Source organism: Kordia antarctica (genome assembly GCF_009901525.1).
Lineage (GTDB): Bacteria > Bacteroidota > Bacteroidia > Flavobacteriales > Flavobacteriaceae > Kordia > Kordia antarctica.
Genome location: NZ_CP019288.1, coordinates 1,957,822 through 1,972,119, shown reverse-complemented (window position 1 = coordinate 1,972,119; position 14,298 = coordinate 1,957,822). Strand labels below are relative to the sequence as shown.

The 14,298-nt window shown below is 32.9% G+C and carries 11 protein-coding genes and 1 tRNA gene; 6 read left to right on the top strand and 6 right to left on the bottom strand.

The window, feature by feature from the left end; genetic code table 11:
* The first annotated feature begins 39 nt into the window (after window positions 1-39).
* From IMCC3317_RS07915 to IMCC3317_RS07905, 3 genes are all read left to right on the top strand, one after another.
* Complete coding sequence (locus IMCC3317_RS07915) at window positions 40-216, top strand: hypothetical protein (protein ID WP_160128989.1); 177 nt, start codon at window positions 40-42, stop codon at window positions 214-216.
* Between the two features lie 73 nt (window positions 217-289).
* Window positions 290-2,479 (top strand): prolyl oligopeptidase family serine peptidase, encoded by a 2,190-nt coding sequence (locus IMCC3317_RS07910; RefSeq protein ID WP_160128988.1) that lies wholly within the window; start codon window positions 290-292, stop codon window positions 2,477-2,479.
* A gap of 156 nt (window positions 2,480-2,635) precedes the next feature.
* On the top strand, window positions 2,636-2,995 hold the full coding sequence (locus tag IMCC3317_RS07905) for a lipocalin-like domain-containing protein (RefSeq protein ID WP_160128987.1): 360 nt from the start codon (window positions 2,636-2,638) through the stop codon (window positions 2,993-2,995).
* Between the two features lie 319 nt (window positions 2,996-3,314).
* On the opposite strand, the gene IMCC3317_RS07900 is transcribed toward IMCC3317_RS07905, so the two are convergent.
* The 4 genes from IMCC3317_RS07900 to IMCC3317_RS07885 all read right to left on the bottom strand — a co-directional run bounded on the left by IMCC3317_RS07900 (window position 3,315) and on the right by IMCC3317_RS07885 (window position 5,859).
* Window positions 3,315-3,388, bottom strand: a tRNA-Arg gene (locus IMCC3317_RS07900).
* Between the two features lie 126 nt (window positions 3,389-3,514).
* A complete protein-coding gene (locus tag IMCC3317_RS07895) occupies window positions 3,515-3,667 on the bottom strand; it encodes an SsrA-binding protein (RefSeq protein WP_160128986.1) in 153 nt (50 codons plus the stop codon).
* Window positions 3,668-3,775: 108 nt separating this feature from the next.
* Window positions 3,776-5,500, bottom strand: coding sequence for a M56 family metallopeptidase (locus tag IMCC3317_RS07890; RefSeq protein WP_160128985.1), 1,725 nt, complete (start codon window positions 5,498-5,500; stop codon window positions 3,776-3,778).
* Entirely contained in the window at window positions 5,500-5,859 is a 360-nt protein-coding gene (locus IMCC3317_RS07885) for a BlaI/MecI/CopY family transcriptional regulator (RefSeq protein WP_160128984.1), read from the bottom strand. The genes IMCC3317_RS07890 and IMCC3317_RS07885 overlap by 1 nt, the downstream gene beginning before the upstream one ends.
* Before the next feature lie 129 nt (window positions 5,860-5,988).
* Here IMCC3317_RS07885 and IMCC3317_RS07880 point away from each other — a divergent pair, with 129 nt between their 5' ends.
* On the top strand, window positions 5,989-6,936 hold the full coding sequence (locus IMCC3317_RS07880) for a calcium/sodium antiporter (protein WP_160128983.1): 948 nt from the start codon (window positions 5,989-5,991) through the stop codon (window positions 6,934-6,936).
* A gap of 428 nt (window positions 6,937-7,364) precedes the next feature.
* On the opposite strand, the gene IMCC3317_RS07875 is transcribed toward IMCC3317_RS07880, so the two are convergent.
* Complete coding sequence (locus tag IMCC3317_RS07875; RefSeq protein WP_160128982.1) at window positions 7,365-8,384, bottom strand: glutamine synthetase beta-grasp domain-containing protein; 1,020 nt, start codon at window positions 8,382-8,384, stop codon at window positions 7,365-7,367.
* 189 nt (window positions 8,385-8,573) lie between these two features.
* On the opposite strand from IMCC3317_RS07875, the gene IMCC3317_RS07870 reads away from it, so the two are divergent.
* Together IMCC3317_RS07870 and IMCC3317_RS07865 are read left to right on the top strand one after the other, a co-directional pair.
* Window positions 8,574-10,757 carry a glutamine synthetase III family protein gene (locus IMCC3317_RS07870; RefSeq protein ID WP_160128981.1) on the top strand — a complete coding sequence of 728 codons (2,184 nt, stop codon included), beginning with the start codon at window positions 8,574-8,576 and terminating at the stop codon, window positions 10,755-10,757.
* Between the two features lie 500 nt (window positions 10,758-11,257).
* The gene (locus tag IMCC3317_RS07865) at window positions 11,258-11,659 is read left to right on the top strand and encodes a GNAT family N-acetyltransferase (protein WP_228054992.1); all 402 of its coding nucleotides are present in this window, start codon (window positions 11,258-11,260) and stop codon (window positions 11,657-11,659) included.
* Window positions 11,660-11,753: 94 nt separating this feature from the next.
* Here the strand turns inward: IMCC3317_RS07865 and IMCC3317_RS07860 are convergent, their stop codons facing one another.
* Window positions 11,754-14,267 (bottom strand): MORN repeat-containing protein, encoded by a 2,514-nt coding sequence (locus IMCC3317_RS07860; protein ID WP_160128980.1) that lies wholly within the window; start codon window positions 14,265-14,267, stop codon window positions 11,754-11,756.
* Window positions 14,268-14,298 lie beyond the last annotated feature (31 nt).

The following is a 14,298-nucleotide window of genomic DNA, read 5'->3' as shown; positions in this document are numbered from 1 at the left end:
TTATCTCATACATTTAGTATAACATTAAAACAATTAAATATGAGAAACAAGACCAAATACCTAGACAAATTGCTATTATCTAAAGTTAGAATAGCAAAAGTAAACGAACGAGAAATGATTTCTGGAGGTGGCCGAAGAACAAGAGAAGGTAACTCAAAAACAGGAGACACTAGAATGCATGTGCAGGTTCAAGCACACGATGTATTTGTGAAGTAATAAAATTACATTAGAGTAGCTAAGTGTACAAGTCATTCCAAAGGCTTGTACGCTTCATTAATCCCAGAAAATTATGTGTAAAAAAGTGCTGTTTATTTTGTGTATTATTTTTATAAGTTGCTCCAAAGAGAAACAATTTGAAAGAGGAATACCAAGCCATATAGAAAGTAATACTTCCGAACTATATCATGGTAAAGAGATTATAGATACCTACCGACCGCTCGAAAATATCAAGGATTCTATGATTCTCGATTGGTATCAAAAAGAAACATTATTTGCACAAAATATATTGCAAAACATCTCAGGCCGAGAATCGTTTCAAACAAATACAACGAATGCTTCCGCAGAAATATCAGAACTAACATTTACAAACGACGATCATTATTATTACTTGAAGAAAAATCCAATAGAGGAATCAAAAAAACTGTACAGCAGGCATGAAATAGCAGGAGAAGAAATCTTAGTTTTTGACCCTGAAACTTATAAAATTCAATCAAAAAACAACTATTATATTAACTATTTTAACCCAAGTTGGGATAATACTAAAATAGTAATTAGTCTCTCTAAAGACGACGAAGAAATATCTGAAATGATCATTTTAGATGTGAAAACCAAAAAAAAATATTCGCAAATTATTTACAATTCTTGGCCAACTGCTTTAGGCGGCGTTCGTTGGTTATCGGATGATAGCGGATTTTTTTACGAATACATTCCTGAAACCAATAGTGATGCTGAAGAATATTTAAAGAATGTAGAAACCGTTTTATACACATTAGGAAGCGATCCGAAAAAGAGAAACGTTATTTTTTCCAAAGAAAATAATCCTGAAATACAAATGAATTCGGGCGATTTTCCAGAAGTAATTGTACAGAATCAACATGACAAATATATATTCAGTAACGTATCTGGCGCAAGTCCATATTATGAATATTATTTTACGGAATATGAAAATTTATACAATCAGAAAATACACTGGAAACCATTATTTAAACAAGAAGATAAAATTCCATATTTCTTTATTGATGGCGATGACATGTATTTTGTGACAGCGCGAGAAGCGTCAAACTTTAAGATTTGTAAAACATCGTTGAAAAACCCAGATGTGAGAAACGCGGAAGTTTTGGTAGCAGAAGATCCAAATGCAACGATTTCAGATTTTACGATTACAAAAGAAGGGCTCTTTTTTGTGAAGACTAAAAATGGTGTTTCTTCTAAATTATATTGTTTAAAATCGGGTTTGATTGAAGAAATCCCGATTCCAAAACCTGCAGGAGCAATCTATTTAATTGCAAAAGGCGCAACGTATGATGATTTATGGATAGAAATTAATGGTTGGACCACAAATGAAGTTCGCTACAAATATGATTCAAACCAAAAAAAATTTACCGAAGAAAGTTTAGATCCTAAAAGCAAAAAAGCTACATATGATGATATTATAGTGGAAGAAGTAGAAGTTGCGTCGCATGATGGAACGTTGATTCCTATGTCGTTAATCTATCATAAAAACATTCAAAAAACAGGCAATAATCATGTATTGATGAGAGGTTATGGAACGTATGGTATTTCCTTGAAACCTGAATTAGAAACGATGATGATGGAATGGATTGCTAAAGGCGGAATTTACGCTGTAACACACGTTCGTGGCGGCGGCGAAAAAGGTGATACGTGGCACAAAGCAGGATTTAAAAAGACAAAACCCAATACGTGGAAAGATTTTATTGCGTGTACCGAATATTTGATTGATAAAAAGTACACAAATCCGAGTAAAATTGCGGCGTGGAGTTCTAGCGCAGGCGGAATTTTGCTTGGTCGCGCTATTACAGAACGTCCAGATTTGTATGCAGCAGCTATTATTCGCGTTGGAAAACTGAACACATTACGTTCTGAAAACACGCCAAATGGACTCAACGGAATTAAAGAATACGGAACTGTAAAAGATGCTTCCGAATTTGAATATTTGCTAGAAATGGACGCGTATCATCATATAAAAGATGGCGAGAAATATCCAGCAGTTTTACTAACCGCAGGAATGAATGATACTAGAGTTCCGGCGTGGCAACCTGGAAAGTTTGCTGCACGAATGCTGAAAGCAAATGCTTCCGATAAACCAATATTATTTAATGTCGATTTTAATAGTGGACACGGTTTTGACGCAAGCGCCGAGAAACGAAAAGCGGAACGTCAAGATATTTTATCATTCGCTTTTTGGCAAACAGGACACAAGGATTTTACACTGAAAACAGAAACGATTAAGATGAATTAGTTCATTCATTAATGAAAAGAACAGATTTCTGAGAATATCTTTCCTAAATTCTTCGAAATACTTATTTCATCTCAAAAAATATAGATAATTTTCTAAACAAGCCAATTCATTTGCCAAATTTAGAAATAGAAACACTAGCTTTAAACAAAAAATAGTATGAAAAAAGCGCTTGGATTAATTTTTGGATTGTTATTAATTTCATGTAGTAATTCTGAGGAATATGAAAAAATTGCTGGAGAATGGAATTGTACAACATGGATAACGGAATCTACGGGAGCAGATAGATGCAGAGATAATGTGTATTTTAACTTTAAAGGCGATAAAACATATGATTCTAAAATAGGAGGACAAGAAGAGTCTGGAACTTATAAAATAGCAAACGGATTGTTATATTCTACTCCAAAAGGGAAATTAGAAATAGGAGTAGAGATTACTACTTTGAATACAGATACGTTGCAATTTGTTATGAGTAGATCTGGCGAAAAAGAAATATTGACGTTGTTGCGGAAGAAGTAAAAACGTCATTCTGAACTTGACTGGTTTATTTTATGATCCAGATAAAGAGAGCAGCTTTGAAAACGAAAAACTTACTAAAATAAAAAGAGGTCGTCTAAAAAGTCGAATTTTCGTCAAACCGAACTTGATTCGGTTTCCCATAATCATTGAAAATCAATATAATGAGATTCTGAATCAAGTTCAGAATGATGTTTTCAACACTTTTCAGATAAAGCTCCGCTTTGAGAATCAAAAAATCAATACTACACTTCATTCCAAAAAAAGAAGCGAGCTTCATTTTTGAAACTCGCTTCATATTGAATCTTTTTTTGATTCATTGTGACCTCGACTGGATTCAAACCAGTAACCTCTTGAGCCGTAATCAAGTGCGCTATTCAGTTGCGCCACGAGGCCTTTTTTTGTGGGTGCAAATATATTTATTTTTATAGTAATTACAAACAATAAAGTGTAAAAAGTGAATCTTTTTTAAACTTATTTTTGATTACGTCCAATAAGTCATTTGCATAAAAAATGTTGTTTTTAACCTAATGCTTTGGTTGTGACGTAATAACGCCAGCCAATAATTGCTAATTGAAATTTTGTTGCCTTTCCCAAATCCAATTGTTTTTTGGAGAAAGAAGGCAATAGTATTTTGTTCAACTTCGCTAGTATTGTGAACATCTTTTTTTTCATGACGAAATGATCTTAATTTAAAATTAAAGATACTAAATACCAATTGATAAAAAAATAAAAGGCAAGTTAACTAAAACTTGCCTTTGTTGAATCTTGTGATGAAAAAATTTATTTCTTTTTCTTCGTTTTAATAATAATCACACCATCTTTCCCTTTGTCTCCGTATTTTTCGGTAGCAGATTTTCCTTTTAAGACAGAAACACTTTCAATTTTGTCAGTATCCAAATTCTTCATCTTACTTTCATCAACTATTTTTCCGTCAACTATAATTAGAGGCTTTTTATTGTTAGAATTGTTAAAGACAATCTTATTATCTTCTTCTTTAATAATTTCTATTTCAACGTCTTTATCTTTTGTATCGTTTGAAGTTCCAACAAAAATAAAGCTGTTTCCATCACCGTTTTTAATCTCAATTTCCTCTTCAATGATTTTGTCTGCAGCTATATTTTTTCCATTGACAATGATAACTTCTTTTCCGCCTTCTTTCTTTACATCAATCGTTTTTACGTCACCTTTGTGCGTCCATGTATTTACTTTTACATTGCTTCCGTCTGACGATTTTATAATGATTTTTTGATCCTCATCATCACCTTCAATATATTCAGAAGTTACTTTATATGTGTAAGTTCCTTTGCCCATATTTTCAAATGCACTTGATTTAATGAACAATTCATTGCCGCGTTTTCCCAACTGAATTTCAGTAATAGCTTTGTCTTTGGCAGCTTTAAATTTGCCATTAGCAGCTTCCATGTTTTTGGAAGTTAAGATTAACGAAATTTGGCTAATTTCTCCTTTCGAATTAAAATCAACATCACTATATGTCATTTTAATATCCTGTTTAGAGAACATTTTTTTATACGCTTTCAACTCTTCAATAGAAGTGTTTTTTGTAATTACTACGACTAAATCGCCCATAGCAACTTCTTCAATAGTAGCTTTTTCGGCAGTTGGAATTGTAGAACTAATTTCTTTTGCGATGACTTCTGTATTAAACAGAAATACAAATGCAATAAGCAACGGTAAAATAAGAAGTTGTTTCCATCGATTCAGATGTTTTGATTGTGTTTTTTGTAACATAACGATTCGTTTTTTGATTAATGAATTATAAAAATTATTGGTGAATGCAGGGCAATACGTATGACCTGAAACTTTCAATAATGTACGTTGATATTCTTTTTTTGAAGGTATTTGTTTGATGGCTGAACTATCTGCCAAAAATTCTAAATTTTGTAAAATAAACTTTTTGTAAAACCACGCTAACGGATTGAACCACATAAAGATGCAATACAACTTTGCCACAAAAACATCTACGGAATGTAATTGTCGACTGTGCGCTTGTTCATGTTTTAAAATCGCGGCCAACTCAGTTTCAGAATACAACGCAGGATTGTATACGATGTAATTGAAAAATGAAAACGGCGAAAAAGTGGATGTAGTTTCAATATATATAAACTGTTCATCTCTTCGTGAAATAGTAGATGTCCAAAGTAATTTGCATAACGAAGTGAGTTCTATCAAAAATTTGACAAAGAAAAATAAAACACCTGTAATATATACAAATAATAAAATAGCTATCCAAGAAATTGAAGTTTCTTGCGCAACAGTAATTTCTGCATTCACAAATAGGTTATTCGCGGCAGTTGTCAATGTTGGAATCTCAACGTATTTCGTAATTACCAAAAAAGGCAATACTAAGGAAATGATCATTCCGGCTAACAAGAAAAAACGATTTCCGCTAAAGAACGTTTCTTTTCGTAACCATAAAAAATAGGCACCTAGAAACAGTAGCAATATTCCAGCACTTTTTGCGAAAAATATAAATAGTTCGTCCATTATTTTTCTTTTTCAATAAGGTTAATAATCTCTTTTAAATCGTCTACACTGATTTTTTCTTCTTTCGCAAAAAACGAAACAACATTCTTATACGAATCATTAAAATAATGCTGAATTGCAGAATCCATATACTTTTTACGATATGCTTCTTTGGTCACCACAGGATAATATTGATGTGTATTTCCGTATGCATTGTGACTTACATATCCTTTTTCTTCTAAATTCCGAACAATTGTGGATAAGGTATTATAATGAGGCTTCTTCGTAGTAATTTCTGCTAGTACATCTTTCACAAAAGCCTTTTCAAGCTGCCAAATGATGTGCATTATTTCTTCTTCTTTGTTTGTTAATTTTTGCATAGTTTAAATAAATTCAACACAAATATAACTAAAAAAATAGTTATTAAACTATAAAAATAGTTAAACAACGAATTTTATAGTTTATTTAACATCTAATAGGAAATAGTATCTTCGCAAAAAAAATTAGCAATGGAAAACATAGCATATGTAATTATAGGATTAATTCTGTTAGTTGCTGGAGGAGAATTTCTAGTAAGAGCTTCGGTAGGATTGTCTTTTAAATTGAACATATCTAAAATGGTCATCGGTCTTACAGTAGTTTCGTTTGCAACATCTGCGCCCGAATTATTGGTGAGTGTAAATGCTGCGTTAAATGATTCGCCTGCAATTGCCATTAATAATGTTATTGGTTCTAACATTGCCAATCTTGGTCTCGTATTAGGAATCACAGCGATTATTGGACCTATTGCAGTCAACAATACTTTTTATAAGCTCACCTGGCCAGTATTAATGGCGTTCTCCTTATTAATTTATTATTTTTTATGGAACGATGATGTATTAACTCGTTTAGAAGGAATTATTCTATTAATTTGCTTGATTGTATTCTTAGTTGTACTCATTCGCTCCGCAAGAAACAACAAAGATGATGTTGATATTGAAGAAATTGACGCTGTCGCTGCTACAATATCATACTTAAAAATATTCACTTGGTTAGCCATTGGTGGCGTAGCATTATACTTTGGTTCCGAATTTTTGGTAGCAGGCGCAAAAGCATTTGCAATAGAAATGGGCGTAAAAGAAGGAGTTATTGCAATTACTATGATTGCTATCGGAACGAGTGTACCAGAATTAGCAGCTTCCGTCATTGCTGCAATGAAAAATGAAAAAGCAATCTCGCTCGGAAACTTAATCGGTTCTAACATATTCAATATTGCTTCTGTATTAGGTATAACAGCTGTTATTACGGACATTCCTGTAGTAGAAGTTTCCATTCTTTCCAGAGATATTTTTTGGATGTTAGGTTTTGCCTTTATACTATATCCGTTGGCGTTTATTCCGAAGAAGTTTGGAATTGAACGCTATGAAGGTGTATTGTTATTTTTGAGTTATGTGTTATTTATCTATCTCGTTTTTTAAACAAGAAAATTATTATTTTATCAAATAGTGCGTATAAAGCCTTTATTCCTGACTCTAAGAGCATAGCGGTCTTATATCTTTTTATTATTATTTGACTTTTTTTGGGTAATGTTTTTTTGATTTAAACCCATATAGATATAAATCATAAAAATTTTCATAATGAAAAAACGAAATCTTAAGTTATTAGCCCTAAACAAAAAAGCTATTTCAAGCGTTAATTATCAAGAAGTAAATGGAGGAGTTCCAGGGAAACCTCATAGTCCGCTTCCTGATCCAAAAACACGTCACAGACAGCTATGTTATTTACAAGATCATTCCGCACTTCATTGTAATAACTAGTGAATTACGGTTAGTTATTAAAACTATAGTATAAAAAAAGAGCTTGCATTTTGTGCAAGCTCTTTTTAGTATGTTTAATAAAATCGAAACTAGCTAATATTAGCCGATTTTACAGTCTTTATAATTCTTCCAGCAATCTTATAAGGATCACCATTTGATGCTGGTCTTCTATCTTCTAACCAACCTTTCCAACCTTTCTCTACAGTAATAATAGGAATACGAATAGAAGCACCTCTATCAGAAACACCGTAACTAAAGTCATCTATAGAAGCAGTTTCATGATCTCCAGTTAAACGTTGATCGTTAAACTCACCATAAACTGCAATATGTTCTTTTACAACTGGTCTGAATGCTTCACAAATTTTCTCATACGTTTCTTGAGAACCACAAGTTCTTAGAACAGTATTTGAGAAATTAGCATGCATTCCTGAACCATTCCAATCACCTTTTACTGGTTTTGGATGATACTCAATATAATATCCGTACTTTTCAGTTAAACGGTCTAATAAATAACGAGCAATCCAAATTTCATCTCCAGCCTTTTTTGCTCCTTGTGCAAATAATTGAAATTCCCATTGTCCAGAAGCAACCTCTTGGTTAATTCCTTCAAAATTTAATCCTGCATCAATACATAAATCTGCATGTTCTTCCACAAAATCTCTACCATGTGTATTTCTTCCACCTACCGAGCAATAATACATTCCTTGTGGTCCTGGATATCCACCAATTGGGAATCCAAGTGGTAATTGAGTTGCTGTATCCATAATAAAATACTCTTGCTCAAAACCGAACCAGAAGTCGTTATCTTCATCTTCAATAGCAGCTCTTCCGTTAGATTTATGTGCAGTTCCATCTGCATTTAAAACTTCCGTCATAACTAAATATCCGTCCACTCTTGCAGGATCTGGATAAATAGCAACAGGTTTTAATAAACAATCTGATGCGCCTCCAGAAGCTTGCTGAGTAGATGAACCATCAAAAGACCAATTACCAAGCTCTTCTATAGTTCCTTGAAAATCTTCATGTTCTTCAACTTTAGTTTTACTTCTCAAATTTTGAGTTGGCCTATAACCGTCTAGCCAAATGTATTCAAGTTTAATTTTACTCATAATAGTGCTATTGATATTAATAATTATGGAGGCAAATATAAATTAATTTTAAATCTACCCGCTCAAATCGAAGGTTAAATTTATGTAAATTATCAAATAATTATTAACAACCCCTATTTTTTTAGGGTATAATTATTTTTATGCAAAAAAACCATGCTAAAATTGATATATTTGTAAAAAATAATAAATATGTCTACGCTGAGATTTAATGCATTAAAAGAAACATTAAACAGAAAACCTCTTGAAATTGAAGAAAAAGGGCTTCGTTCGGAACTATTTGGCAAAAATGTATTCAATGAACACGCAATGTTGCAACATCTTACAAAAGATGCATACAAGAGTGTAATGAACGCAATAGAATTTGGATCTAAAATCGATAGAAAAATTGCAGATCATATTTCTACAGGAATGAAAGCATGGGCAATTAGTAAAGGAGCAACGCATTACACACATTGGTTTCAGCCATTAACAGGCGCAACTGCAGAAAAGCATGATGCGTTTTTTGAAACGATTGGCAACGGACGCGCGATGGAAAAATTTGGTGGCGGACAATTAGTGCAACAAGAGCCTGATGCGTCAAGTTTTCCAAACGGAGGAATTCGGAACACATTTGAAGCCAGAGGTTATACCGCTTGGGATCCAACATCGCCAGCATTTGTATACGGAACAACCTTATGTATTCCAACTATTTTTGTAGCTTATACAGGAGAAGCGTTAGACAATAAAGCACCATTATTAAGAGCGTTACAAGCCGTAGACAATGCAGCAACAGCAGTTTGTAAATACTTCGACAAGAATGTTTCAAAAGTAAACGCATCTTTAGGATGGGAACAAGAATATTTCTTAATTGATTCTGCATTAGCAGCAGCACGACCAGATATTACCTTAACAGGAAGAACCTTATTAGGACATTCTCCTGCAAAAGGACAACAATTAGACGATCATTATTTTGGATCAATTCCAAACAGAGTAATGAGTTACATGCGCGACTTAGAAAACGAATGTATGTTATTGGGAATTCCTGTAAAAACGCGCCACAATGAAGTTGCACCAAACCAGTTTGAATTAGCACCAATTTTTGAAGAAGCAAACTTAGCCGTAGACCACAACTCCTTATTAATGGATGTGATGGAAAAAGTGGCACAGCGTCACCAATTTAAAGTATTATTCCATGAAAAACCATTTGCAGGAATCAACGGTTCTGGAAAACATAACAACTGGTCATTGGCAACAAATACAGGTGTTAACTTACTAAGTCCTGGAAAAACTCCGATGAAGAACTTACAATTCTTAACGTTCTTCGTAAACACAATTAAAGCAGTTCATGACAATGAAGAATTGATCAGAGCCGCTTTTGCCAGTGCTAGCAACGATCACCGTTTAGGAGCAAACGAAGCGCCGCCAGCAATAATTTCGGTATTCATCGGATCGCAATTATCTGCAGTTTTAGATGAATTAGAAAACGTAACCAAAGGAAAATTATCTCCAGAAGAAAAAACAGACTTAAAACTAAACATTGTTGGTAAAATTCCTGAAATCTTATTAGACAATACGGATAGAAACAGAACGTCGCCATTTGCCTTTACAGGAAACAAATTTGAATTACGCGCAGTAGGATCTATAGCAAATTGCGCAGGTCCAATGACGGTTTTAAATACGATCATTGCAAAACAATTAAAAGATTTTAAAGTTGAGGTTGATGTTTTAATTGCAGAAAAAGATTTAAAGAAAGACGAAGCCGTTTTTAATATCTTACGTGAATATATCAAGGATTCTAAAAAAATTCGTTTCGAAGGAAATGGATATGGAGAAGCTTGGGAAAAAGAAGCTAAAAAAAGAGGATTAAGTAATAATAAAAATACGCCAGAAGCTTTAAAAGCTCAAATTTCTAAAAAAGCGTTTGACTTATATGAAGAAATGGACGTAATGAGCAAAGTAGAAGTAGAAGCGCGTCATGAAATTGAATTGGATGAATATATGTTGCGGATTCAAATTGAAGGACGAGTTTTAGGCGATATTGCTCGAAATCATGTAATTCCAACGGCAATTCGCTATCAAAACACATTAATTGAAAATGTAAGTGGATTGAAAAATATTTTTGGAGATGATTTCAAAAAATTAGCAGCAGAGCAAATTGACTTAATCGAGAAAATTTCTGAGCATATTGCAGGAATCAACTCAAAAGTGAATGCGATGACTGAGGAACGCAAAAAAGCAAACCATTTGAAAGGTCAAAAAGCAGCAGAAGCCTATTGCAATAACGTGCGACCGTATTTTGAAGAAATTCGCTACCACTGTGACAAACTAGAATTATTGGTGGATGACAACATTTGGCCATTAGTAAAATATAGAGAATTATTATTTACGAGATAGACTCGCTGTCGCTCTTAGTATCGCTTCGCTCAATTCAATGATTTAAAAATTCAATGATTCAAGGTTGTGTATCGACACTGTTTTTTGATTTTAAGACATAATGTGCAAGTCCGTATGTTCTTTTGTAATAAGTTGATAGCTTTTAAATCAGTTATCAAAAAGTTCGACTTTAGAAACTTTGGGGTTGGAATTAGAATGCGGACACTGAGCAGAGTCGAAGTGTTGGTATGTGAATTATTTACACAATGGAATAAACTCATAAACCTTTCAACTAAAAACATACGTCACTACGAGGAGTATGCGAAGTGGTAGTCTGCTTCTGATTGAGCTCAGTGTTCTCTTTGAAACAGATTGCTTCGGTTTCACCTCGCAAAGACGAATAACAAACGAACAAATCAACAAACAAACGAAAAACCAAATAAACAAAAGAACAAATCAACAAATCAGCAAAAAACATTCAAACCAAAAGAACCAATTCCAACAATCCAGATTTCATAAACTTGGTCAAACAACTAGATGCTTTTCTAACCATTAGAAACGGAGAAAGTGATGACTTTTTTAGTCAATTCAATGGATTGGAAAATTTGGAAAATGTCATTCTAATTTATTTGGAAGAAAAACCAATTGGTTGCGGCGCAATTAAAAAATACGATGCAGAAACTGTTGAGATAAAACGCATGTATATAAGTCAAAAATACCAAGGGAAAAATCTTGGAATTGTGATTTTAGAAGCGTTAGAAATTTGGGCAACCGAACTCGGAAATACACGTTGTATCTTAGAAACTGGAACAATGTTACCAGAAGCGATTCGTTTCTACGAAAAAAATAACTATCAACGCATTCCAAATTACGATCAATATATTGGTGTTGCTGAAAGTGTTTGTTTTGAGAAATGGTTGTAAATGAAGCTATCGAAGTGAGGAACAAATTGACAAAAAACAAATCAACAAACAACGAGCAAACAAATCAACAAAAAGTCAAATCAACAAAAATCCATTAATTCCCATTCGATTTCTTAAACTCTTCATAACCATCCGAAACTTTTTGTGCTCTCGCTTTTAAATCGGTTTGAACCGTTTGTGGTAACATTTTAATATCAATCAGCGTAATATCCATCTTAAATAATGTATCAAAAGCTAACTTCGGATTCATGATGTATAAACTGTGAAAATAATCGGTTGTTTTTTTAATTAATGCGTCTCCAGATATATTTTTACGTTCTTCCACATATAATTCTGTAATATATCTTGAAATACATTCTGTATTATCTTTACATGCTAAAATTCTGCTTTTTTGCGAATCAGAAAAAATGATTGAAGTTGAACTTGAACTTGAACTTGAAGTTGAGGTTGAAGTTGAAGTTGAACTCGAACTCGAACTCGAACTTGAAGATGAATTTGAAGTTGTCGTCTTTCCTTCTAATGTTCCATCAATCCAATTTCCAGCTTCGTAATTATCTTTTGCATAATACCGAACGCCTTGTCCGTTGGCTTTTCCATTTTCATAAAAACCCATATAATAATCATATTCAGAAATTGTATACGTGCCTAATCCGTGATAATTTCCATTAGAAAATTCGCCAACATAATCGCCGCCACTTTTAAAAAATAACATTCCAAAACCATCTCTTTTGCCGTTTTTGAATGTTCCCATGTAGGTAGAATTGCTATATTCATAAATTCCAATACCGTTGCTACAATTTCCAACGACGCACGTAGTTGAATTGTTATATGGAAGCTCTTTTTTAGAAATTATTTTTCCATTGCTATAATTCAGTTTGTAGGTTTTCTTCGTTTTATAATCGTTGTAAAAACCAATATTTTTAGATGCATCTGTAAAAGTCATCAAATTAGAACCATTATATTCATACGAGAAACCTTCTTGATCCCGATACGAACCTTTATAAATAGTAAGCAAACTTTTACCGGTTTTTTTCTCCGAAGTATGAATTGGACCATAAGGTTTTCCGGCCTTAAAAAAACCATCTGCCTTCTTTCCATCTTTATATTCTTGTTCTCCATAACCATCTTTACAATCTCCGTTGACACAATCGCCTTTCAAAGCTTCGGAATATGCATCCAAACTTTTGGCTAATTTTTTAGCGTTCTCAGTCATCGTATCTGATCCGTTTGGTTTATAATCACGATGTAATGTTACAGGATATGGAGTATTAATTTTTACATTTTTGTAATCTTCTAATACGACTTTCCCAGGTTCGTTTTCTCCCTGAAAAATAGCATCTATATTATTTGGAGCAAACTCATACACAGCTATTTTATCAATATACGTTCCGTCGTTTCGAAACACATGAACGCCACCTTTTTGAGTTTTATACCAATAACCATTTTTAATATCAATCGAAGCTTTTTTTGCTTTAAAATCTTTTCCTACTGGTTTATCTTCAAAATCTTCAAGAATATATAATTGTGTAGTTGGTTTGTGAAATACCAATAAACTTCTTCCCATAAAAACAGAAGAAGTATTCCTAGCTTCTTGCTGACTATTTATCTGAAACAAATAACTAGAATTTGCCGTTTTTTGAAAACTCACATTCGCTTCTACTAAACTATTATACAGTTCATTACGAAATTTTATAACGTGGGTTTTTACAACGTCACTATCAGGGTTTACGCTTCCTGTAACATCGCCATTGCTATATTTTATCTCTCTGATATAATAAGAAAATTGCGAACCATATAATTTATTGTTACTTGTTGATAACGGATACGCAATCACCCAATTTCCATGTTTGTCATATACATATTTGAATGTTTGTGTATACGTTTTATTCACTTCTTTTTCAATCAAATTATTGTCATTCAATGTATAAGAAGCTTGATATGATTCTCTATCTTGATCGATCAAAAAATCATTCGGATTATATTTATATGTATACAAATACGTTTTATTAGCGCTTTTATTGAATGTTTTTTCTGTGTGAATCAATCCATTTTGTAGTTCAAACTCTTTTGTTCCATTCTCAAAATCATAGGAAATACGAGTTCCATTACGAACATAATCTTTGATTTTATCATACTTTTTTCCATCGGAAAATGTGCCAGTTTCTCTTACTTGTTTAATTTTATTGTTGGAATAGGTATAAAATGTTTCATCAACATAATCACTATCAGAAGATGTACTTGTTCTTTTTGAAAGATTTCCATCAGAATCATAGATATAGTTAAACGTAAATCCTTTCGGTTTCATGAAGTTTCCGTAATTATATTTGGTTTTGCTTTGAACCAGTTTTTTATCTTTAAACGTGCGTGTTTCTAGGCTATAATCATCTTTCATATACTGAAACTTATGTCCAACAAAAGAAAAGCCAATATCTTTATAAGTTGCTTTTGAAACGCTTACAGGAACAACGTTTCCGCTTCCAACTTTCAAATTAAGATCCTTGACCAAATCTGTATTTGGAATGTCTAAAATTTCTTTTTGAGTTTTCACTTCTTGTGAAGAAGCATGCATTGTTAAAAAGCCAAAGAATAGGAGTAGAAAACGTTTCATATGATTGTTTTTCAGTGTATAACAAATTAAT